Source organism: Vibrio spartinae (assembly GCF_024347135.1).
Classification (GTDB): Bacteria; Pseudomonadota; Gammaproteobacteria; order Enterobacterales; family Vibrionaceae; genus Vibrio; species Vibrio spartinae.
In genome coordinates this window covers 3787210-3808905 of record NZ_AP024907.1, presented here as the reverse complement: position 1 = coordinate 3808905, position 21696 = coordinate 3787210, and the positions used below count along the sequence as shown (strand labels likewise).

At 46.7% G+C, this 21696-nt stretch carries 21 protein-coding genes; 15 read left to right on the top strand and 6 right to left on the bottom strand.

Features of this window, described 5'->3' with window-relative positions; genetic code table 11:
• Positions 1-193 precede the first annotated feature (193 nt).
• Positions 194-2731: a class I adenylate cyclase gene (locus tag OCU60_RS16960; RefSeq protein WP_074374694.1), complete on the top strand. Its 2538-nt coding sequence runs from the start codon at positions 194-196 to the stop codon at positions 2729-2731.
• Positions 2732-2861: 130 nt separating this feature from the next.
• Here the strand turns inward: OCU60_RS16960 and cyaY are convergent, their stop codons facing one another.
• Complete coding sequence (cyaY, locus tag OCU60_RS16955; protein WP_074374695.1) at positions 2862-3176, bottom strand: iron donor protein CyaY; 315 nt, start codon at positions 3174-3176, stop codon at positions 2862-2864.
• Between the two features lie 76 nt (positions 3177-3252).
• On the opposite strand from cyaY, the gene lptM reads away from it, so the two are divergent.
• Genes lptM through yigB form a run of 6 tightly spaced genes read left to right on the top strand, consistent with a single transcriptional unit; the run spans position 3253 to position 7911 of the window.
• Positions 3253-3372 carry an LPS translocon maturation chaperone LptM gene (lptM, locus tag OCU60_RS16950; RefSeq protein ID WP_072959588.1) on the top strand — a complete coding sequence of 40 codons (120 nt, stop codon included), beginning with the start codon at positions 3253-3255 and terminating at the stop codon, positions 3370-3372.
• 30 nt (positions 3373-3402) lie between these two features.
• Positions 3403-4656 carry a diaminopimelate decarboxylase gene (gene lysA, locus OCU60_RS16945; protein ID WP_074374696.1) on the top strand — a complete coding sequence of 418 codons (1254 nt, stop codon included), beginning with the start codon at positions 3403-3405 and terminating at the stop codon, positions 4654-4656.
• A gap of 8 nt (positions 4657-4664) precedes the next feature.
• A complete protein-coding gene (gene dapF, locus OCU60_RS16940) occupies positions 4665-5495 on the top strand; it encodes a diaminopimelate epimerase (RefSeq protein ID WP_074374697.1) in 831 nt (276 codons plus the stop codon).
• A gap of 42 nt (positions 5496-5537) precedes the next feature.
• Positions 5538-6224: a DUF484 family protein gene (locus OCU60_RS16935; RefSeq protein WP_074374698.1), complete on the top strand. Its 687-nt coding sequence runs from the start codon at positions 5538-5540 to the stop codon at positions 6222-6224.
• Between the two features lie 37 nt (positions 6225-6261).
• Complete coding sequence (xerC, locus tag OCU60_RS16930) at positions 6262-7191, top strand: tyrosine recombinase XerC (protein ID WP_074374699.1); 930 nt, start codon at positions 6262-6264, stop codon at positions 7189-7191.
• A gap of 3 nt (positions 7192-7194) precedes the next feature.
• Positions 7195-7911, top strand: coding sequence for a 5-amino-6-(5-phospho-D-ribitylamino)uracil phosphatase YigB (gene yigB, locus OCU60_RS16925; protein ID WP_074374700.1), 717 nt, complete (start codon positions 7195-7197; stop codon positions 7909-7911).
• A 37-nt stretch (positions 7912-7948) separates the two neighbouring features.
• On the opposite strand, the gene OCU60_RS16920 is transcribed toward yigB, so the two are convergent.
• Together OCU60_RS16920 and OCU60_RS16915 are read right to left on the bottom strand one after the other, a co-directional pair.
• Complete coding sequence (locus tag OCU60_RS16920) at positions 7949-8608, bottom strand: tRNA-uridine aminocarboxypropyltransferase (RefSeq protein WP_074374701.1); 660 nt, start codon at positions 8606-8608, stop codon at positions 7949-7951.
• On the bottom strand, positions 8605-9618 hold the full coding sequence (locus OCU60_RS16915) for a hypothetical protein (RefSeq protein WP_083602754.1): 1014 nt from the start codon (positions 9616-9618) through the stop codon (positions 8605-8607). The genes OCU60_RS16920 and OCU60_RS16915 overlap by 4 nt, the downstream gene beginning before the upstream one ends.
• Before the next feature lie 61 nt (positions 9619-9679).
• Between OCU60_RS16915 and OCU60_RS16910 the strand changes: the two genes are divergently transcribed.
• The 4 genes from OCU60_RS16910 to OCU60_RS16895 all read left to right on the top strand — a co-directional run bounded on the left by OCU60_RS16910 (position 9680) and on the right by OCU60_RS16895 (position 15133).
• Entirely contained in the window at positions 9680-10132 is a 453-nt protein-coding gene (locus tag OCU60_RS16910) for an EVE domain-containing protein (RefSeq protein WP_074374702.1), read from the top strand.
• A 428-nt stretch (positions 10133-10560) separates the two neighbouring features.
• Entirely contained in the window at positions 10561-11250 is a 690-nt protein-coding gene (locus OCU60_RS16905) for a 4'-phosphopantetheinyl transferase family protein (protein WP_074374703.1), read from the top strand.
• Positions 11251-11301: 51 nt separating this feature from the next.
• Positions 11302-11514, top strand: coding sequence for an MbtH family protein (locus OCU60_RS16900; protein WP_074374704.1), 213 nt, complete (start codon positions 11302-11304; stop codon positions 11512-11514).
• Between the two features lie 13 nt (positions 11515-11527).
• Positions 11528-15133, top strand: coding sequence for a non-ribosomal peptide synthetase (locus tag OCU60_RS16895; protein WP_074374705.1), 3606 nt, complete (start codon positions 11528-11530; stop codon positions 15131-15133).
• Positions 15134-15256: 123 nt separating this feature from the next.
• Here the strand turns inward: OCU60_RS16895 and OCU60_RS16890 are convergent, their stop codons facing one another.
• Both OCU60_RS16890 and OCU60_RS16885 read right to left on the bottom strand, forming a co-directional pair.
• Positions 15257-16078: a Cof-type HAD-IIB family hydrolase gene (locus OCU60_RS16890; RefSeq protein WP_074374706.1), complete on the bottom strand. Its 822-nt coding sequence runs from the start codon at positions 16076-16078 to the stop codon at positions 15257-15259.
• A 154-nt stretch (positions 16079-16232) separates the two neighbouring features.
• A complete protein-coding gene (locus OCU60_RS16885) occupies positions 16233-17231 on the bottom strand; it encodes an alpha/beta fold hydrolase (protein ID WP_074374707.1) in 999 nt (332 codons plus the stop codon).
• Positions 17232-17303: 72 nt separating this feature from the next.
• Here OCU60_RS16885 and rhtB point away from each other — a divergent pair, with 72 nt between their 5' ends.
• Both rhtB and OCU60_RS16875 read left to right on the top strand, forming a co-directional pair.
• A complete protein-coding gene (gene rhtB, locus OCU60_RS16880; RefSeq protein WP_074374708.1) occupies positions 17304-17921 on the top strand; it encodes a homoserine/homoserine lactone efflux protein in 618 nt (205 codons plus the stop codon).
• A 9-nt stretch (positions 17922-17930) separates the two neighbouring features.
• Positions 17931-19157 (top strand): EAL and HDOD domain-containing protein, encoded by a 1227-nt coding sequence (locus tag OCU60_RS16875; protein WP_074374709.1) that lies wholly within the window; start codon positions 17931-17933, stop codon positions 19155-19157.
• A gap of 107 nt (positions 19158-19264) precedes the next feature.
• On the opposite strand, the gene OCU60_RS16870 is transcribed toward OCU60_RS16875, so the two are convergent.
• Positions 19265-19735: a Dps family protein gene (locus OCU60_RS16870; protein WP_074374710.1), complete on the bottom strand. Its 471-nt coding sequence runs from the start codon at positions 19733-19735 to the stop codon at positions 19265-19267.
• A gap of 215 nt (positions 19736-19950) precedes the next feature.
• Here OCU60_RS16870 and OCU60_RS16865 point away from each other — a divergent pair, with 215 nt between their 5' ends.
• Together OCU60_RS16865 and OCU60_RS16860 are read left to right on the top strand one after the other, a co-directional pair.
• Positions 19951-20955: an acyltransferase gene (locus OCU60_RS16865; RefSeq protein ID WP_074374711.1), complete on the top strand. Its 1005-nt coding sequence runs from the start codon at positions 19951-19953 to the stop codon at positions 20953-20955.
• A 50-nt stretch (positions 20956-21005) separates the two neighbouring features.
• Positions 21006-21377: a DUF4145 domain-containing protein gene (locus OCU60_RS16860; RefSeq protein ID WP_074374712.1), complete on the top strand. Its 372-nt coding sequence runs from the start codon at positions 21006-21008 to the stop codon at positions 21375-21377.
• The last annotated feature ends 319 nt before the right edge of the window (positions 21378-21696 follow it).

Genomic DNA, 21696 nt, shown 5'->3' with positions numbered 1-21696 from the left:
ATAGCTAGATAATATGAATGAGATATGTATCAACGAAAAAGTATCCCTAAATTCTCTGGATGACCCACATGGTTCTCCGGGAGAGATATCTTTACCATCGATAGATAAAGTGTTAAATTGATCACGTTTTGACGGCGATTTTGCACAAAGGGCAATCAGTTCGTTGAGTTTTGAGCCAACCAAGGAAACACCCTTGCAGACATACACCGAGACTTTAATCAAAAGATTAGATAATCTGAATCGGCAGCGCACCGAGCGTGCGTTGGCGTTAATGGATTTACAAAGTCGTCGTGTTTTTCACTTAATTCCAGCATTCTTTCAATTCAATCATCCATTAATTCCCGGTTACTATGCCCAAGACGTGCCTTTCGGGGTGTGGGGGTTTGAAGCGGATGACGCACAACAACAGCTTATCCACGATACAGAACTAGCGTTGGGGCAGTCACTTCCGATTTCAAGCGAGCCTGAAATTCAGGGGCTGTACACCATGGGAAGCACCTCATCGATCGGGCAGAGTACTTCCAGTGATCTCGATATCTGGGTGTGTGTCTCTTCGCTGATGAGTGCCAGCCGTCGGGAAAAACTGGCCAATAAATGTTTGCTGTTGACCGACTGGGCAAAGACACAAGGTGTTGAAGCCAACTTTTTTATCATGGATGAGCAGCGTTTCCGGTGTAAGCAGTCCGATGAAATGACAGGTGAAAACTGTGGTTCTTCGCAACACCTATTATTACTGGATGAATTCTACCGCTCTGCCGTGCGGATGGCCGGGAAACGTCTTTTGTGGCAAATCGTGCCACCGGAGATGGAAGAGTGCTATGACGAATATGTCAGCCATTTGTGTAGTTATTCTTATATCAACTGTAATGAATGGTTTGATTTTGGCCGACTCAATCATATCCCGGCAGAAGAATATTTTGGTGCCAGTTTGTGGCAGTTGTATAAAAGCATTGATTCTCCTTATAAATCAGTGCTTAAAGCGATCTTACTCGAAGCGTATTCTTGGGAATATCCATTTACGCAACTCTTAAGTATCGATACCAAGCGGCGCTTCTTTACCCATGAGCCCGATTTGTATGGGATGGATGCTTATTATCTGATGCTGGAAAAGGTCACTCGTTATTTAGAACGGATTAATGATCAGCCTCGATTGGATTTGGTACGGCGCTGCTTTTATCTGAAAACACATGAGAAATTATCTCGTGAACCGGGTGCCGGCTCCGTTCCATGGCGACGGATGGTATTGGAAGAATTGACGCAAGTCTGGCAATGGTCGGCAGGTATTATTGCCGAGCTGGATAATCGACGAAACTGGAAAGTCGAACAAGTTTCTTTCATGCATACGGGGCTACTGGATGCTTTGATGCAGAGCTACCGTAATCTCATTCAATTCGCCCGGCGCAATGATATTACGTCTTCTATTAGTCCTCAGGATATTTCGATTCTTTCCCGTAAACTGTATGCTGCTTTTGAAATTCTTCCGGGAAAAGTCACGCTGCTTAATCCGCAGATTTCTCCTGACTTGCATGAGTCAGATCTGACCTTTATTGAAGTGCAACAGAACCGTAGTAACCCTGCTGGCTGGTACCTTTATAAGCAACCGTTGGTACCGCGTCGGATGATGGGGCAGCATTATCTGGAACATCATGAATATCTGAGTAAGTTAGTCGCTTGGGCATTTTTTAATGGTTTGATCACTGAATCAACAAGGCTTAACGCCGTTGTTCAGGATGCTCAGCTTGATATTGACAAGTTTTATCAGATGGTTGGTGATTTGCGAAATACCTTCTCTTTGCATAAACGTCGTCCAACCATGCACGCACTCGCTAGCCCTTGTGAAATTAATCAATTGGCGATGTTTATTAATTTTGAACAAGACCCCACTTATGCCGTGTCGGGAAAATCTCTTCGCGTTGATTTAAAAACGGTCGATATTTTAAGCTTCGGGCCGGAACAGCGCTGCCTCGTCGGTAGTATTGATCTGGTTTATCGTAATTCGTGGCATGAAGTCAGAACACTTCATTTCGAAGGCGAAGGTGCGGTTCTTGATGCGCTTAAAACGGTATTGTGCAAGATGCATCAGGATGCGTTACCACCAGAATCAGTGGACGTGTTTTGCTACAGTAAAAATTTGCGGGGATTAATCCGCAATGCCATTTATCAGTTATTGGCTGAATGTATTGATTTACGGTTGAAACCAGTTGAAATCGAGCCGGAAAAGCGACGCCGTTTCAAAGCATTGCGGGTCGGTCGTCAAATGTACGGGCTGTTTTTTGAACGGCGGGGCGTGTCTGTCCAGCGGTTGGAAAATTCGGTCGATTTTTATCGCAGTATCTCGACCAACAAACTCAAAGGTTCGCCATTGATGATGATTGATCGGGAGCAGGATTATCACTTGCCTGAAGCGATCGATGGTTTTGCCAGTGAAGGTCTCATTCAGTTTTTCTTCGAAGATAGCGAGACCGGCTTTAATATCTATGTCCTTGATGAGTCGAATCGTGTCGAGGTCTACCATCAATTTAGTGGTAGTAAAAATGAGATGATTCATAGCCTAAATAGTTTTTATTCGTCGATACTGGATGAAAACAAAGTGGCATCGAAACTGATTAACTTCAATTTGCCGCAGTATTATCAGGTGATCCATGCGGATAATGGCAGCACTTGTATCATTCCTTACCGTAGTGACCGATCTTCAGGGACTGTGGTGCCAACCAAAGCAGTAAACGCCTAAACGAGGCCGAGCACGCGTTCCTTCATTGTTCGTGTCTGGTTATTCCTGAATCCGGCTGTTGGTCAGAGCCCCGAGATTAGACTTATCAGCGGGACTCCGATGTCAATCGATGTGGCAGGTATTGCTTGTCTCAATCCCACTCAATTGACTCTCCGGCTTGTTTTTCACATTCCTGACGAATTAATGCGATGAGTTCCAGACCGGTTTTAGAGCAGATCCATTGTTGATCCGTGTACTGGAAATGGAATCCGCCGGATTTGGAGGCCAGCCAAATTTCATGCATCGGCTCCTGACGGTTGATCACAATCTGACTGCGATCTTCAAAATCCAGTGTCATGACATTGCCTGTTGTCTCGTAGTCAATGTCGGCACCTGAGTCATCAATCATTTGCTCAATCTGTTCTAGCATTTGATCAACAAGTTGGTGGAATTCAGTATCGTTCATCCTCACATCCTATTGCTTTTCCTGAATCTGGTGCGATTATAGGGGGCATTGAATGAATAATCACGATATATGCAAAATGAATAAAAAGTTTACTGCACTTTTAGTGCTGTGCGTGTTAGCGTTGGCAGGTTGTGGACAGACCGGACCGTTGTATATGCCTCAAGACAATACACCGCAAAATCAATCACAACCTTAATCCTTAGTCATTGATAATTAGGAAAGTATTTTGGATTATTTTAATTACCAGAACGATGGACAGCTATGTGCTGAAGGGGTTCGTCTCGCAGAGCTGGCAAAGGACTATGGCACACCACTTTATGTTTATTCAAAAGCAACGCTAGAACGCCACTGGAATGCGTTTGATCAGGCTGTTGGCGCACATCCACATCTGGTTTGTTATGCCGTGAAAGCAAACTCCAATTTAGGGGTGTTGAGTGTCTTGGCGCGGCTTGGCTCTGGATTTGATATTGTATCCCAAGGGGAGCTGGAGCGGGTTTTAGCGGCTGGCGGAAATCCCGAGAAAATCGTGTTTTCCGGTGTGGGTAAAACCGAAGCGGAAATGAAACGTGCACTCGAATTGAAGATTAAGTGCTTCAATGTTGAATCCGAATCCGAGTTACACCGTTTGAACCGTGTGGCTCAGTCTCTTGGTGTGAAGGCCCCGGTATCTCTACGGATTAACCCGGATGTTGATGCCAAAACACATCCATATATCTCGACAGGACTACGTGACAATAAATTCGGGATTGCTTTTGACCGCGCGCGCGAAGTCTATCGCTTAGCGCATCAATTGGAGCATCTGGACGTTCATGGGATTGATTGTCATATCGGTTCACAGTTGACTCAAATCGATCCCTTTATTGATGCAACGGACCGTCTTCTGGCGCTTATCGATGCGCTTAAAGCGGAAGGCATCCATATTCGCCATCTGGATGTCGGTGGTGGTTTGGGTGTGGTCTATGATGCAGAAACGCCACCACAGCCGGCAGAATATGCCAAAGCATTACTCTCGCGTCTGGGAAGTTATCAAGATTTGGAGCTGGTGTTTGAACCGGGGCGGGCGATTGCCGCAAATGCCGGAATTCTACTGACCAAAGTCGAATTCTTGAAGCATACCGAGTATAAGAATTTTGCGATTATTGATGCAGCGATGAATGATCTCATGCGTCCGGCTTTGTATCAGGCATGGCAGAAAATTGTACCGGTTACTCCCCGGGAAGGAACGGCGCTGGTTTATGATTTAGTGGGGCCTGTTTGCGAGACCGGTGATTTTATCGGTAAAGAGCGCGAGCTGGTGCTTGAGGAAGGTGATCTCCTGGCGGTTCGTTCGGCAGGTGCTTATGGATTTGCCATGTCATCAAACTATAATTCGCGTTCACGCGCCGCTGAGGTCATGGTTGATGGAGAACAGGTTCATCTGGTACGCCAGCGCGAGCCTCTCAGTAGTTTGTGGGCTTTGGAAAGTGTTTTACCGGAGTAAAGAAACCTATGCATTTTCATTTTTCTAAAATGCACGGTTTGGGTAATGACTTCATGGTCGTTGATTGTATTACCCAGAATATTTTCTTCTCACCGGATCTGATTCGTCGCTTAGCGAACCGGCACACAGGTGTCGGTTTTGACCAATTGTTATTGGTTGAAGCGCCTTATGATCCGGAAACAGATTTTCACTATCGGATCTTCAATGCAGATGGCAGTGAAGTTGAGCAGTGTGGAAATGGTGCTCGTTGTTTTGCGCGCTTTGTTCGACTGAAAGGTTTGACGAACAAATACAGCGTTCATGTCAGCACCAAGAAAGGAAAGATGATTCTGAATGTCGAAGACGACAACCAGATTACCGTGAATATGGGATTACCAGTATTTGAACCTGCGAAAATCCCGTTTAAGGCAAAGCAGTCAGAAAAGACTTATATTTTACGCATTGCAGAACAGACACTGTTTTGTGGCGTGGTCAGTATGGGGAATCCCCATGTGGTGACAACAGTTGAGGATGTCGATATCGCAGATGTGGATCACCTTGGGCCACTACTGGAGTCCCATGAACGTTTTCCTGAACGCGTGAATGCTGGTTTTATGCAGGTCGTGAGCCCCAATGAAATCCGGTTACGGGTTTATGAGCGTGGGGCTGGTGAAACTCAGGCGTGCGGCAGTGGCGCTTGTGCCGCTGTTGCTGTGGGGATTATTCAAGAGCAGTTGGCCGAGAATGTCACCGTACATTTGCCGGGTGGTGACCTGAATATTAGCTGGAAGGGGCCGGGACAACCACTCTATATGACCGGACCTGCCACACATATTTATGAAGGTCAGATTGCGTGCTGAGAAGCACTGAAACTATTGAAGAACGTTGTAGAAAGGGTTGTTGTGTCAAACACTGAAACTGAAATTAATGAAAATGATGTGTTAACCGCTGAAGTGGTGGCTGATTATTTACAAAATCATCCGGATTTCTTTATGAATCGTCCGGCGTTGGTTGATCGCCTTGCACTACCACATCAGCAACTTGGCGCAGTGTCTTTGGTTCACATTCAGTTGAACCGGCAGAGACACCGGATCGAAGAGCTTGAAGAAGAAATTACGGCGTTGATGTCTCTGGCAGCAAGTAATGACCGGACGCTGCATGCATTTATGGATCTGCAAGAACAGATGTTTCGGTGTGATGAGTTGAGTCAGGTCATTGAGGCGATTGAACGGAAAGCGGAGCAGATGTCGCTGAAAGCGCATATCCGTCTGTCGGGTGTGCCGACACCATACGCCTTGGACTTGGCCTATTGGCAACGTTTTTCCACCAACAATTTTAACGGGAACCGTGCTTATTTAGGCAGAATGCGTAAAGCGGATCGCGATGGTCTGTTTGGTGAACACTCAGGCGCGCCTGAGTTCGGTTCTTACGTGGTACTACCGATCAGAAGCACAGACACGCATGGTATTCTGGCTTTTTCCAGTGAAGACGGCGGTCATTTCCAGCCAAGTATGGATACATTGTTCTTGCGTTATCTGGCGGAGGTGTTGACCCATTTATTATCTGTACTGCCATGGAAACGCGTCTAATATGAGTCAGTAACATAGAGATGAACAAGTTCGTCGTATGAATAGTGAAAGTCTGAGATTACCGGATGAATTACAGCAACCCCTTCAACGCTTCTATGAATATCTGAGAAGTGAGAAGGGGTTGAGTCTATATACGCGTCAGAATTATCAGCAACAACTGACTCAGATGACGGCTTATCTGGCTGGCAATGGGGTGACATGCTGGCAGCAATTGGATTCGGCATGGGTCAGACAACTGGCAGCGAAAGGGATGCGTGACGGCATCAAGGCCAGTAGTTTAGCGACGCGCTTGTCTGCCTTGCGTAGCTTTCTGGATTTTCTGGTATTAAGGGGGGATTTAACCGCAAATCCGGCCAAAGGTGTTTCTGCACCGAAGAAGAAACGCCCCTTGCCTAAAAATTTAGATGTCGATGAAGTCGCTCAGTTACTTGAAGTGAATGAAGATGATCCGCTCGCGATTCGCGATCGGGCTATGATGGAATTGATGTATGGTGCCGGTCTGCGTCTGGCGGAAATGGTCAGCGTCAATTTGAAAGATATTCACCCCGGTCTGGGAGAAATCCGCGTGATTGGGAAAGGTAACAAAGAACGTAAAGTACCGTTTAGCGGTCAGGCTGTGACGTGGGTGAAAAAATGGATGGCTGTTCGCGGGCAACTTGCTCATGCCGATGAGCCTGCTCTGTTTGTTTCGAGTCGTGGCGGAAGAATTTCGCATCGCAATGTCCAGAAACGGATGTCAGAGTGGGGAATGAAGCAGTCGGTCGCCAGCCATATCAGTCCCCACAAATTACGTCACTCTTTTGCCACTCATATTCTTGAATCAAGCCATAATTTGCGTGCGGTTCAGGAACTCTTGGGGCATGAAAATATTTCAACCACTCAGATATATACCCATCTCGATTTTCAGCATTTAGCGCAGGCTTATGATCAAGCTCATCCGCGCGCCAAGAAGAAACGGAAACCATAGCGCATGTTTTATTATCGCTCTCTCCCTGTGATTCAGGCAATGACCTTTGATTTGGACGATACGCTCTACGATAACGTCCCTGTGATTCGCCAACTGGAACGTAAAATGTTGGATTGGATGCATTTGAATCATCCGGTCAGTGCGTTGCATCCGATGGCGTGGTGGAAGCAATTGAAAACCAATGTCGCCCAGCAATCTCCTGAGTTGGCGCATGATGTGACGCAATGGCGTTATGAGCAGGTTATGCAGGGGTTGATACTGTTGGGGTATTCAGCCGATGACGCTCGTCAAGCCGCTGAAGATGCAATCAATGAAATGTTCTATTGGCGTCATCAGATAGCGGTTCCGGAAGAAACACACCGTGTGCTGACCTTATTGAGCCGACAGGTCCCGTTAATTGCTGTGACCAATGGCAATGTCGACCCGAATAAAATTGGGCTGGGGCACTATTTTCAGCAAACACTGCAAGCGGGTCCTGACGGCTTTGCCAAACCTTATCCCGATCTGTTTATCAAAGCGCAACGCACTCTCGATCTGCCTGCTGACCAGATTCTGCATGTCGGTGATCATCTGAATACTGATGTTTATGGCGCCAAAATGAATGGGTTTGCAGCCTGCTGGTTGAATGACCAACATAAAAATATCCGTACCGAACCGGCAGCGATGTTACTGCCGGATGTCGAGATTAAGCAGTTATCAAGCTTGTTAGGTCTTGTGTAACGTTATGATGATCTGACATGTTCCGCTATCGCTGAACCTATCGTCCCGGAGCGCGGTTTTTATCCGCTTGCAAGGCATCCATAAACAGGTGTAAAAAATCGTTTAATGCCTGAGCATCCTTGGTCTCACCGCGTTGTTCGAGCAGGGCGGCTACGACTTCCAATGTGCAGAGTGAGTCAGGCTGTTGGTTGCGTCTCAACCGGTAAGATGAGGTTGTATTTGGCGTGATCTGCATGCGGGGCAGTGCTGCCAGCCAAGCACTCTTTCTTTCCATCTTCCGCGCTTCTTGCCAAGTCCCGTCGAGCAAAATGAAATGTGGCACGGGTTGCTGTGGTTGATGATCGTGCGCTTGAGTCTGAGGTTTGTGCTCAGTGTATATTTGAGCGCAAAGTTCATCCGCTGTAAGTGCGTCGGGAGCCGGGAATAGCAGCACCGGAAAAAATCGGGGATCGTCCAACTGTTGTTGGAATTGCACATCGGCTTGTTTGCGTTGCCAGAGGTATGACTGACACTGCGGCAGTGCATGGACGAGCCAGCGTCCGGTATTGGTTGCCCGATTGATCTCCCGTTCATGAACCAGCAAGGACAGCTTGATGCCACTCGCGCAACGGGGAATGGCCTGACAAATGCACTGATAGACCAAACCACAGCCGGGGCATGGGGTCGGTAATTGTTCCGGCTGTTGATTCACTTTCATGGCTCACTCCGGTACAGGGTTAACCCGCCCTCATTGATATGATAGATCTGCTGCCCGACTTGTTCTTTGGGGGCGTGAATTTGATCGCCCTTGCGTGTGAAAATCCGTTGGGAGAGCAGGTATTGCTGTTGATGTTGGGTCATGACCACCTGAATCTGATCGGCATTCAGTGCCTGCCAAAAGCCAGTTTCGACAATGGGAACCGGATCATTTTGATAACGATAAAGTGTTCGAGCGGTGTGATCCGCCTTTAGCGTCAATGTCACAGAAAAGTTGTCTTGTCGGGTTGAGCTTGCATGATAGGTCGCGATCCATGTTGTGGACGGATCCTGATTGCCGAGTCGGGCACAGCCCCGGTATCGGCCTTTCTGAGTGTTGAAGGTTGCCATCCAGCCGTATAAGGCCTGATGATTCAGTTGGCAGACTGATGGTGATAGTGTCAGCGTTCCCTGAGGTGTTGTATACACACGATGTTCTTCGGTGTGGTTCACCCGTTTAACGGGCCACTGCTGAGGTGATGAGTTGCCAAATTTAACCGCCAAGGTCTCTGGTGATGTCATACGAACACGCCAGGGCGGTTTTTGTCCCTGCGTCTCGGTGCTTTGTACTGGCTGACTACAGCCTTTGACGGCATCCTGTGAGACATAGTTAATCTGATGAGCAATCAATCGCGCTCTGAAGTCAGCGTTGTAACCTGTCTGACTTGGCGCAGTCAGGAAACCAATGATTTCGCCGTAGATCGATTGATAAGGTGAGGCGACCTGTTGACTCAGTGTCTGATATTGTTGTGCCGACAGCGTCAATAGAAATTGTTGGTTACTGTTACAGGGGGTGAATGAGCTGGTTTGCGGGCCAATCACGAGCTGACCCCGGAACATGATTCGCGGGAGCTGAATCTCTGCCGATTGCCCCAGCGTAACGTGATCGGAAGGAGAAGACACCATTGATGATGTACAGGCTTGCAAGAGTAACATCAATGAGCTGAATATTAGAATTTTCAAGGGCTTCATGGTATATCTTCCTTACCTTAACCGGATTAGACATCGTCTCGTATAGCGACAGCATAACATTATGGCATATTGGTTATTTAAAACAGAGCCTGATACTTTTTCAATTGATACTTTACGCGTGCAGCAGCGCGCTTGTTGGGAAGGCGTCAGAAACTATCAAGCGCGTAATATGATGCGCGATCAAGTCCGTCGTGGGGATCAGGTCCTGATCTATCATTCATCCTGTAAACAGGTTGGGGTAGCTGGTATTGCTGAGGTGGTCCGTGAAGCCTATCCTGATCACTTTGCATTTGACCCCGCCAGCGAGGTTTACGATCCCAAATCAACCCCGGAAAACCCGCGTTGGGTAATGGTTGATGTTGCTTTTGTCAGCCAAATGGCGCGGATTATTCCCCTCGCTGTTATGAAAACAATGCCCGAACTGACGCAGATGCCTTTGGTGAAACAGGGCAACCGGCTTTCCATTATGCCAGTCACTGAAGCGGAGTGGTTGGCAATACTTTCCCTGCGTTGAAATCCGCTCACCCATACGCGGCTCTCACCGCCTGTCTATTGTTCATGCATCGGCCATCAATACATTCACGTTTAATTCACGTTTAACGATTCTGATTCATCAATTTGCTTATGGATAACAGTCTGATAACGGTCTGTTATCATGTGAATTAACACTATATGAGTCAGAAATATAGGAAATAATGCGATCTTTGCTGTGAGTTAAGAGGATTTATATTGGAGTTTATACGTGCATTGGTTGTATGCTAATAGCTGCTGTTGCAGTGCAACGGTGAAGCAAGTATTAACGAGAGATCCAGAAAAATAATCATGAATGTTTGCTTTGGCAGACAAGGTTGAGTGCCCGGATGGGGGTGGCTTACTCCATTGTTTGAGACCTATTTTCAATTGATTTGCACATATGATGAACGAGTTTAGGGAAGATAAGTGATGACATTTCTGATCTGGCAAAAGCAATTATGCTTGGGTGGACAGATGCTTTTTATGAATCGCTATGTGCGTGATCAGTATACGGCAGGGGCAGCACAAGAAGGCATCACCTTACCTGAGTCCCTGCTCGGGGCGGTCAGCAAAAGAAAAGCAGAATTTGTTGCCGGCAGAATTGCTGCAAAATATGCCTTGCTGCACCGAGGCGCATCTGAACCTTGGGTCGGAATCGGAGAGCATCGTTCACCGCTGTGGCCTGACGGATTTATCGGCTCCATCTCACATACGGATGATACGGCTATCTCTACTGTGGCGACGAAAGCGGAGCGGTTATCAATCGGGGTTGATGTCGAAAACATCATGGATGAAACACTCTGCGAGTCGATCGGAAGAATGATCGTCACGCCTGAGGAAATCCGGCTTCAGGATGTCACCGATTGGCATAAAGCACAGTTTATGTCTTTGATGTTTTCTGCCAAGGAGAGCCTGTTTAAGGCGCTTTATCCTTTAGTAAAACGTTACCTTGACTTCCATGATGCGCAATTGATTTCGCTTGAGCCGCAGTATTCACATTTCACATTTGAACTCTCCCCAATACTTCAGCAACAGACCGGAATACAGTTTTGTCATGGACATTATCTGTTTCTGGAAGACGCACTCGTAACATTGATACCGATTGAACGAGATGCCTGATGTAAACAAAGTATGAATATTTCCCTTAGTTGGCAGGGTGGCTTAAACATAATGAATGATAAAAAATATACCAATCCATTTGATGATGTGAATCATCGATTTCTGGTACTGACCAATGACCGTGGTCAGTACAGTTTGTGGCCGGAATTTAGTCCGGTTCCTCAAGGTTGGCAAGCGATCTTCGGTCCGAAAGATAAATCTGACTGTCTCAGTTATGTCGAACAAAACTGGCAGCATGGTCATCTCTCCGGGCTGAATTCATGAAGGAATTATCGCTATGTCTATGAGCAATATGATCGATCAATCGCCGGCACAATGGTCGCAGGCCGCAAGACAGCCAGAAGATATTGATTTTGTCAAAGATACGGAGCCGGGTACCTTCCCATTGAACCCGGCCGGTGGCCTCGCAGCACGTACACCGCAAGCGAAACTCGCTATCCAGCCTTGGTCTACCGGTGCGACATTAGCGCTTCCGAATGAGTATCAAACCATTCTTGACCTGCTGGGGCAGCAAGTTGAATCATTGCCAGCACGACTGGCATTGTGCGACGGGCAGACATCATGGACGTTCGCGCAACTGCATGAACAGGTTAATACACTTGCTGCCAACTTCCTGCAAGCTGGCGTCCGTCATGGCGATGTCATTGGCGTCGCTCTGCCAAGAACAGGGATGGCGGTGATTGCGCTTTTGGCCGTGATGAAGTGCGGTGCTGTGTATCTCCCGATTGATCCGGATTACCCTCAAGAACGAATTGAGGCGATTCTGGAACAGGCGCGTCCCCGGGGTGTGCTGTTCGATGAGCATCCATCGTGTGGTTTGCAACAAGCGATGCAGCATGTCACCAAGCCGCTGTCTGCCTCGTCGCTATCTACCTCGTCGCTATCTACCTCGTCGCTGTCTACCTCGTCGCTATCTATTAAGCGAGAATCTACCAAACGAGAATCCACCACACCACGGCCCACCATACTACAATGGCGGCTCGCGACCTTGCTGTGCGCCGGGGAAGACTTTCCCTCCGATTATCCCGCCCCGCAGAGAGAGGATACGGCTTATATTATTTTTACATCCGGTTCGACCGGCAAGCCGAAAGGGGTTTTAAACCATCATGGCGCACTACTGAATCTCGCGCTGTCTCATCGACAGACGATTTTTGAACGGACGTTGTCGCAGTTGAAGCAAACGTGCGATTGCCCTGTGGTCCGGGCTGCACATACCACCTCTTTTTCTTTTGATGCGTCTTGGGAACAAATTTTATGGATGATTCACGGACATACACTGTATCTCTATTCAAATGAACAACGTCGGGATGCGTTTGAACTGACCCGGTTGGTTGAACACGATCAAATTGACGCGTTAGATCTGTCTCCGTCGTTGTTTTATCAGATGTTGGAAGCCGGACTGATGACGATGTCGCATGTGCCGACGCTCGTCTTGGTCGGAAGTGAGGCAATACCGCATAAATTGTGGCAGAAGGTGAGAGAGTACCCTGCGCTGATGGTTGAAAACTTCTATGGGCCAACGGAATATACGGTTGATGCGGTCAGTGCCAGTTTTAAAGCGGATGATACCCCAGTGATCGGCCGCCCCATCGCCAATACGCGGACTTATGTATTAGACGAAACACTGACACCGGTGCCGACAGGGTATGTAGGAGAGCTTTATCTTGCCGGGGCGGGCATGGCACAGGGATATTTAAATCAACCCGGTATGACCGCAGAACGCTTTGTCGCGGATCCATTTGTTGCCGGTGAGGTGATGTACCGGACCGGAGACTTAGTGCGTTGGTCTGAAAAGGGGCAACTTGCTTTTATCGGACGTTGTGATGATCAGGTGAAAATCCGGGGTTATCGAATCGAGCTGGGCGAGGTTGAAAATGCATTGTCAGTGCAGCTAGGTGTTGCTCAGGCTGTCGTTGTCGCAGAGCCTTTTGCTGGAACGCACCGCTTGATCGGGTTTTGTGTGCTGACGCCTGAGCATGCCTGTCAACGCAATGAGGAGTGTTTATCGGCGGCTCTTGCGCAAGTTCTGCCTGACTATATGGTTCCTTCGGTGATTGAGATCCTTGATGAAATGCCGATTAATGCGAGCGGTAAGATTGATCGCAAAGCGTTGGCTGCGATGCCGCTGTCGGTGACCCGACGGATTGGTCGTGCACCGCAGACTGATATCGAACGACTATTGTGTCAGGAAGCGCAGTCATTATTCGGGGTCTCGGTGATCTCTGCGGAAGATGACTTTTTTTCACTCGGTGGTGATAGCATCTCGGCAATGGCTTTGGTTAACCGGATACGTCAGCAAGGATACATTTTGAAGGTCAAAGATATCTTTGTGGAAAAGACGCTGGAAAAAATAGCATTGCAAATTGATCACCATCAGCACACCCGTGTGCCGCATGTGGATGATTCCGCAGTCCCGCTCCGGATGAGTGATGATGTTCGGGCACAATTTACGGCTGAATATGGTGCAATTCGTGACATTATTCCGACTTTACCGGTTCAGAATGGTCTGCTGTCTCATGCCCGTACCCGCGGGCAACAGAGCAACTATAACGCCCTGACAAAGATGCAGTTCGTCGGTGACATGGATGTGCAACGCTTACAGCAAGCGCTCGATTGTGTTGTATTACGCCACCCACAATTACTGGCTCGTTTTGACGTTCATATTTTAGATCAAGCGGTTCAAGTGCTGCCCCAAATTACAGTGGCGGCAGTGGAACAAGGAAGCAGCTTATGGCCGCTGGAAATTTGTTCTCTCAATGAATTACCGAGTGAGGAGCAAGATGCCGTGCTGGCCACCATTGAGTCCCGGGAAATCTTACGTCCCTTTGATATGGATGATACCCGCCAGCCATTACTTTATGCCGTATTAGTGCATCACCATAACAATCAGCATACGCTGTTTTTATCTGAACACCATTTGGTTATTGACGGGTGGTCAATGCCGATTTTGCTACGCGATCTGCTTCAGGCTTATGTTCAGGCTACGGGGTTGGTCACACCGCAAAGTCCTGATCGTTATGCCAGCGTGATTAGACAATTAGCTTCACGAGATAAATCTGTCGCCAGACAAGCGTGGTCACAGGCATTGGCTGGCGCGCAACCAACCCTTCTCTATCAAGGTGAATCACCGTCAGCACAGGTCAGAGATGCATCTTTTCAGTTATCACCTCTGATGACGCAGAAGCTGATGACGCTCTGCCAACACAATGGTTTAACCGTCAATTCGTTGATGCAAGGGGTGTGGGGAATGATCTTGCGTGATATCTCCGGATGTGAAGATGTTATTTTTGGTTCACCGGTTTCGGGACGTCTTTGTGACATTGAAGGCATCGAATCTTATGTCGGTCTGTTTACCAATACGGTTCCCGTCCGGATGCGACTCCAGCCAAATCGTCCATTGATTGAACAACTGAAAGACGTTCAGTCGGAACAGATTCATCTGTGTGAACACGATATGTTGGGGTTGGATGAGATCGAGCAACTGACGGGAGAGGCGTGTTGGTTTGATACCATGTTGTCTGTGGATAATTATCCGAATTATGATCATTGGTTTAGCATCGATTACCATGGCATGAAACTGACAGCGATGGAAAACCGAGGTTATACTCATTTGCCACTGACCGTTTTCGTGACCCCCGGAGAATCTCTGGATGTGCTGATTGCGTATCGGTCAATCCGCTATTCACCTCAGCGTCTGGCAAGGCGGTTTGAACAACTGCTGGTGCAGATCATTGAGCAACCGATGATGGCGCTGAAACACTATACTTTGGCGCCTGACTTCGCCGTGTCAACCGAGTTACCGACGATGGGGGGCGAAAACCGAGCGGCATCGGTTGACGCAAGTCACTTTGTGCAAACGACTATACCGATATCCGTCAACTGAGCGATATCACTCTGTCGTTATATTCAATCCCGACTGTCGGACATTCACCACCAGCACTATCGAATATCGATTGCTGGTGGATCGGATAGATAACGGATGCGCGGAGGAAGCGTTACGTGTGAACTACAGTAAGTGTTGATGTAGATAGTGGGCGACAGCATCATCCGCATGGCTACCGATATGCTCAGTCTGTGGCAAGGCGGAGAAGACATTTTCATGTGCGGTTTCCATGATCAGCCCCCGGCCTGCCATCGACAACATTTCAATATCATTCATCCCGTCACCAAATGCGATACAGTGGTCTAATGTATGATTCAGTGAATTGGCAACCACTTGTAATGCATGGCCTTTTGATATATCCGGCCCCATAACTTCAAGGCACGTCGCGCTGGAGAATACGATCGTCACTTTCCCTGCGAAACGTTGATTGAGGATTTTCTCATAGCGCACCAGCGCATCGTGGCTGGACTGACTGTGCGTGAAGAAAATTTTTGCGACATTATCCAACGGTGGGTTTTCCGGGTCAAACATCTGAAACGTGAATTCAGATTCATTGTGATATTGTCGAATCGTTTCATCGATCGCGCTGAGTCGCCATTGATCATCGTGGTATATATGAATGAAGATATCCGGATCATCTTTGCAGAGATCAATCAGGCTTTGAACCAACTCTTTTGGGACATTACGGCTGAACATCAGCTGATTATCCGGGCTATGGATCCGGGCACCATTCGAGGTAATCATGAACGCAGGGATACCTGCAATTTCACGGATACCTGCCACATCAATATGATGACGTCCGGTTGCAAAGATAAATGTATACCCTTTCTGATGGAGGTCTTTCAGTGTGCTCTTAGTAAATGGGCTTAACTTATGGTCTGGAGCGAGTAATGTACCATCAAGATCAGAAGCAACAATACGAATATCTTTGCTGGTCAACGTCATAAAATCCTCATGTGAAAAAATGAAATGCAAAACTGCTTTATTGACTATTTTACGAAAATATAAAGGGGAAAAAGAGGGTAAAATCTAGCTTATCAGTTTTCCTCTTTTATTGCTGCCGGCTATTCTGTTACCAAACTTGTCATCAATGGGCAAATCAGGCTGAGCGATGGGATGAGAAGTGTCGGAGAATCGCATCCAGAGTGGGTATCCGATATTGATCGCTTTCAAATAACAACTCATGATTTGCACCTTCAATCTTAAGGCAGGCGCTGTGTGGGTTGGTTTTCGCGACTTTGCGACAGAACAAATCCTGGGCATGATTACTGACGATTCTGTCTTCTCCCGCTTGTACGATCAGCGTGGGCAGCGTGACTTGCCGCGTCAGTTGATGGCATTGTTTGATTGCCATGAGACTTTGCCAGACCCACTGCGCACTGGGCCCGCCTAATTTTAATTCAGGATGATTATCATACAGCTGTCTGAACCAGCGATATCTTGTCTGGCTATGGGTCAACGGATTATTTTCAAACGGTTTAGACAAGTATCCCTGATAGCCCGGTGCATATTTCGGCTCAGATGTTAGTGCAGACAAAATCTGAGTCAAAGGGAGCGCAATCGGACGCAGTAAGTAGGGGATGTGGACTCCGAACATCGGTGCGGTTAATGCCATGGCATCAAAGCCATGCTCTGGATGGGTCTGAATATAGCGCGTGACGACTGCGCCCCCCATCGAGTGGGCGAGGAGAAAACGGGCCCGGTAAGTTTTGGTTGCTAAAGTTTGGGCAAGGATGGTCTCCATATCACGAACATAGTCATGAAACTTACCGACATGGCCGATTTGCTTGTCAGTGCTAAGTCGCTCAGACAGCCCTTGTCCGCGGTGATCATACGTATAAACATCATACCCTTGGTGAAATAAATCGTAGAGTAGCTCCTGATATTTCCACACGGACTCTATGCGTCCGTTTGCAATCAATATCATTTGGTCATGATCGGGATGAGTGAAGCGGCACCAGTAGAGTCGCTTTTGATCAAAGGTACGGAGTGTCCCCTCCTGTCTCTCCTGCCAGAAAGTTGAAATATCGGTGCTGACGGCTTGCTCAAAGAGAAACTCTTGCGTATAAGGGAAGGTCAGTATTTTATGTTGATTCATAATCCAACTGATTGCTGATAGTATGAGAACTATTCGTATTGCGTTAAGTGTCTTTATTATAGAGGAATTCCCATGGAACTACACGTCTGGCTTGCTTATGTAGCCACGGCAATTATTTTCAGTTTGGCTCCCGGTTCTGGCACTGTGAATTCTATCAGCAATGGTCTCAATTACGGTATCCGCAGGTCTTTGTTTGCGGTTGCAGGGCTACAGTTGGGATTGTGCTTTCATATCTTGTTGGTTGGCGTTGGTGTCGGTGCTTTGGTGGCTCAGTCAGTGCTTGCGTTTAGCATCATTAAATGGGTTGGCGTTGCTTACCTGGTTTGGTTGGGAATCCAAAAATGGCGCGATACTAGCACGTCTTTTACAACTGAATCACAGACTTCGCATCAACCTTGGGTTATGTTACGTAAATCGATGTTGATCAATTTAACCAATCCGAAATCAATTGTTTTTCTGGTGGCACTTTTCCCTCAATTTATTCAACCGGAAGGCCCTCAGATGATTCAACTCATTATTTTAGGTGTCACAACCATGTTTATCGATACACTGGTGATGCTGACATATACTTCGCTTGCTGCGAAGCTCAGACGATATATGCGCTCGGAGTTTGTGATGCGTCGTTTAAATAAGGTGTTTGGATCTGCATTTTTGGGTTGTGGTGCTTTATTGGCTGTGGCAAAAGCCTAGGTTCGAAAAATGCGATATACATATGTTGCTCGTCAGCCAATTCTTAATGCAAAAGGCGTCACGCTAGGCTACGAATTACTTTTTCGTGACGGAGAAATGAATGCGTTTCCATCTCACATCAGTTCAGAGCGGGCAACCTATCGTTTAATCGCTGAAAACTTCCTGGCAGTTGGCAGAATATCTGAGCGACGGTCAGCGCGTTGTTTTATCAATTTTCCCTATAAAAGTCTGATTCGTCGCCTTCCCTTTACGCTGCCCAAGCACCGGATTGTCGTCGAGGTATTGGAAACTTGTGAACCGACCGATGAGTTATACTATGTTATCCGTGATTTACATCGCCACGGCTATTTACTGGCACTCGATGATTTCGTCTATTCACCAGCGTGGGAACGCTTTCTCCCTTATGTTCATATCGTCAAACTGGATATTATGGCTTTGGGTGTGGATGAAGCTTGTCAGTTTGTCCAAGAAAAAATTGCCGAGAAATGTCAGTGTCGGTTTCTTGCGGAGCGGGTAGAAACGGAAGAAGAGTTTCTGCAAACCAAAGCTGCCGGCTTCTCCTTTTTTCAAGGTTATTATTTTAGAAAGCCACAGGTGATGAAAAAGCGCTATGTGGTTCCAGAATACCTGACTGCAATGAATTTATTTATTGAAGTCTGTCGGCCCGAAGTGGATTTTGACCGAGTTGAAGAAATCCTCTCACAAGATGTGACTTTGTCTTATAAACTACTACGTTTTGTGAATGCACTTTCAGATCGCCTTTGTGTCAGCATCTCCTCGTTCCGCCAAGCGCTTATCTATTTAGGTCAAGACCGACTCAAGTCTTTTGTATCTCTGACCGTTGCATCTTACATTGCCGTGGATAAGCCGAAAGAACTCTATCGTTTATCGCTCCAGCGCGCTCATTTTTGTCAGTTGATGTCATCCCATGACGTTTTTCATGAGTTGAAAGGGCAGGCATTTATGATCGGTCTGTTTTCTGTGCTCGATGCCATTCTGGACGTTTCCATTGATGATTTAATGGAACAGTTACCATTACCTGAATTAGCGAAAGAAGCGCTGGCGAAGCGCAAAGGTGCTTTTGGCGACCTACTGACGATTCAGGAATATTTTGAACGAGGTGACTGGCATGGCATTGAAACGGAGAGCGCAAAAATCGGCCTATCGGTTGAGGAAGTCAGTCTGTCACTCCATGAAGCATTGTGTTGGAGTAACAATGCTCAATATATCGTGTGACTCCTCAGACCGTCGATCTCTCAGACCGCCATCCCTCAGACCGATAGTTATAGAACGTTCTCAGAATTTAGCTTGGGTGTGATACGCGAGTTCGAAAACCAATCACTTTACTGTAGCCAAGCGTTAAACATCCAGATTTGTTTTTCTTGTTCTCTGATGTAATCACTCATCAATGCTGCGGTTCCTTCATCGCTTGCATCACCTGCAATCCCTAAAATTTCTCGTTGCTGTTTTACCAGCGTTCCGAACCCCTGTACTAAACCTTCAACCGTTGCTTTTGCCTGTGAAGCTTGCTTATGCTCCTGAATTTCAGAGCATGCTACATAATCACTGAAGGTATGCAGCGGTGTGCTTCCTAACGTCAGAATTCGCTCAGCGACTTCATCGATTTTAGTCAGTAGTTCAGTATAGATCTCTTCAAACTTGGTATGAAGTTCAAAAAACTCTGGCCCTTTAATGTTCCAGTGGTAACCCCTGACATTCATGTAAAATACCTGATAGTTGGCAAGGAGTTGATTTAAAGATGTGGCAAGTTTTTGGCTCGTTGTACTGTCTAAGCCGATAACATTCGTTTTCATAAGACACTCCATCTATTGCTGAATTCTGTTTAATTCCCGTTCATCATACGTCGGCCAAACAATGAAATAAATTCGGTTAAGTTGATTTTATTAATTGGTAATTCCTATCAAAATGAATTTCTGACATAAGCTTGAATAAAAGATAACCATAGATTGTTGTATCTGACAGGACAATCTCGCTAGAGTCATCGACAAGATAAGAGGAGAGATTCAAGATGAGTCCCAGTCGGGTTTTCTATTTCGATTTACTGCGTTCTTTGGCTGCACTGTTTGTTGTCGGTATTCATGTCTTGGGGCCATTTCGTCATCAATACGGTGCGATTCCTTTTGAGCACTGGGTGGTTGCTGCCGGTTTAAATAGTGTCAGCCGGTGGGCCGTTCCGGTATTTATCATGGTCTCTGGTGCGCTTCTTATCAGTGATGCCCGTCCTTTCGACGGGAAATACTATCTTCAGCGCAGAGTCATGAAAGTCGTGATTCCGTTTCTGATCTGGTCCGTATTCTATGCCTATTTATCCGGGTGGGATGCGACTGGTTTTGATTGGGATAATGTCAAGGAACGACTCATCGAGATGCCCCATGAAGCGACCTACTATCATCTTGGATTCTTTTATTACTTTATCCCGTTATACGCTTTAATCCCTTTCTTTCACTGGGCTGTCAGACGATATGAATGGTTTACGCAAGGCTATCTGTTGCTATGGATTTTCAGTTCAGTCGCGTATTTGTTTTATTGGAATGGGTTTTGGTCTTATTCATTATGGCTTTACTCCGGTTATCTGCTGTTCGGATATTATCTGTCCCGGGAAGCGGTTCATGTCTGGCTTTGGGGGCTGCTGGGAAGTATTGGCTTGATGGTAACCGCGTATATGGTGATTCATCTGAGTGTGGAAGCGGGGGAATATACCGTCAAGCGCTGGCTTTCCTACAAAACGATCAATACCGTTGTGGTTGCAGGGATGATTTTTGTCATGTGCCGACACTGGGGGGAGCGCTTATCTCCGATGTGGCAAAAAGTGATACGCTTTACCAGCCGCTATAGTTTGGGGATCTACATCCTGCATCCGCTGGTTTTATGGCCCATGCATCATTTTGAGCTAAATTTATCGGGGCATCCGCTTTGGGTGATTCCATTATGGATTATAATGAGCTATATCGGTGCTTTGGTGATGAGTTGGGTATGTGCTCGTTTCCGGTTGACTCACTGGTTGTTGCCATAATGTCAGCATCATAGGTTCTCTGGGTATCAGGAGAAATCGAGGGGATTGCCATGTCAGAGATTGAAAAAGTTGTTATCAGAACACGAAAACTGGAACATCTCCTTCGTGTTCAATATCACGCAGAAGGACGAGGGTTGCATCAACTGATCTCGAGTTGTGAAAATCGATTACCGCATGATGTTATCAAAAAATTGAGATATATCGCGACGGTTCGGAACAAGTTAATGCATGAAACCGACTATCAATTAGACGATTGTGAAGCATTTTTGGATGCTTATGATGAGTGTATGAAAGAGTTAATGCCAAGGAGTGGTCGCTTTATCTGGCGTGCAGCGATCTCTGTGATGATGGTGATGACGATGATTGCTCTCGGTGTTTATTACATCCATTGGGAGTTTGTATCTGCGAAGTTATTTGAATGAATCATTTGATAAACAAAAAGGGACGCTTTTTAGCGTCCCTTTTTGTTTATCAAGATGTCAATAAAACAGAGGCAGTGTCATAAGGCCGAGAATAACTGCAATCATGACAAGTCCCTGCTTTTGCGATGGCGTGATCATAACACACTGCTCCTAAAATTTAGTTGTTAATATTTATACAGAATATCATTTTTTCATGATTGATCAAATTTATTTTGTAAAATCTTTGAAAAACTATGTTTATGATGCGTTAGATACGGTTTGTGGCTGGTTTTAATGTTGGTTTTGTTTGTTTGTTATTTGTTCTATATCGATATTTAGC

What these genes read in the sequence shown, in the direction of transcription:
- cyaY (WP_074374695.1), bottom strand. Translation starts at nt 3,176, where the DNA reads ATGAACGATACTGAATTCCACCAACTTGTTGATCAAATGCTAGAACAG.
- lptM (WP_072959588.1), top strand. Translation starts at nt 3,253, where the DNA reads ATGAATAAAAAGTTTACTGCACTTTTAGTGCTGTGCGTGTTAGCGTTG.
- dapF (WP_074374697.1), top strand. Translation starts at nt 4,665, where the DNA reads ATGCATTTTCATTTTTCTAAAATGCACGGTTTGGGTAATGACTTCATG.
- xerC (WP_074374699.1), top strand. Translation starts at nt 6,262, where the DNA reads ATGAATAGTGAAAGTCTGAGATTACCGGATGAATTACAGCAACCCCTT.
- yigB (WP_074374700.1), top strand. Translation starts at nt 7,195, where the DNA reads ATGTTTTATTATCGCTCTCTCCCTGTGATTCAGGCAATGACCTTTGAT.
- OCU60_RS16920 (WP_074374701.1), bottom strand. Translation starts at nt 8,608, where the DNA reads ATGAAAGTGAATCAACAGCCGGAACAATTACCGACCCCATGCCCCGGC.
- OCU60_RS16915 (WP_083602754.1), bottom strand. Translation starts at nt 9,618, where the DNA reads ATGAAGCCCTTGAAAATTCTAATATTCAGCTCATTGATGTTACTCTTG.
- OCU60_RS16910 (WP_074374702.1), top strand. Translation starts at nt 9,680, where the DNA reads ATGGCATATTGGTTATTTAAAACAGAGCCTGATACTTTTTCAATTGAT.
- OCU60_RS16905 (WP_074374703.1), top strand. Translation starts at nt 10,561, where the DNA reads ATGACATTTCTGATCTGGCAAAAGCAATTATGCTTGGGTGGACAGATG.
- OCU60_RS16900 (WP_074374704.1), top strand. Translation starts at nt 11,302, where the DNA reads ATGAATGATAAAAAATATACCAATCCATTTGATGATGTGAATCATCGA.
- OCU60_RS16895 (WP_074374705.1), top strand. Translation starts at nt 11,528, where the DNA reads ATGTCTATGAGCAATATGATCGATCAATCGCCGGCACAATGGTCGCAG.
- OCU60_RS16890 (WP_074374706.1), bottom strand. Translation starts at nt 16,078, where the DNA reads ATGACGTTGACCAGCAAAGATATTCGTATTGTTGCTTCTGATCTTGAT.
- OCU60_RS16885 (WP_074374707.1), bottom strand. Translation starts at nt 17,231, where the DNA reads ATGAATCAACATAAAATACTGACCTTCCCTTATACGCAAGAGTTTCTC.
- rhtB (WP_074374708.1), top strand. Translation starts at nt 17,304, where the DNA reads ATGGAACTACACGTCTGGCTTGCTTATGTAGCCACGGCAATTATTTTC.
- OCU60_RS16875 (WP_074374709.1), top strand. Translation starts at nt 17,931, where the DNA reads ATGCGATATACATATGTTGCTCGTCAGCCAATTCTTAATGCAAAAGGC.
- OCU60_RS16870 (WP_074374710.1), bottom strand. Translation starts at nt 19,735, where the DNA reads ATGAAAACGAATGTTATCGGCTTAGACAGTACAACGAGCCAAAAACTT.
- OCU60_RS16865 (WP_074374711.1), top strand. Translation starts at nt 19,951, where the DNA reads ATGAGTCCCAGTCGGGTTTTCTATTTCGATTTACTGCGTTCTTTGGCT.
- OCU60_RS16860 (WP_074374712.1), top strand. Translation starts at nt 21,006, where the DNA reads ATGTCAGAGATTGAAAAAGTTGTTATCAGAACACGAAAACTGGAACAT.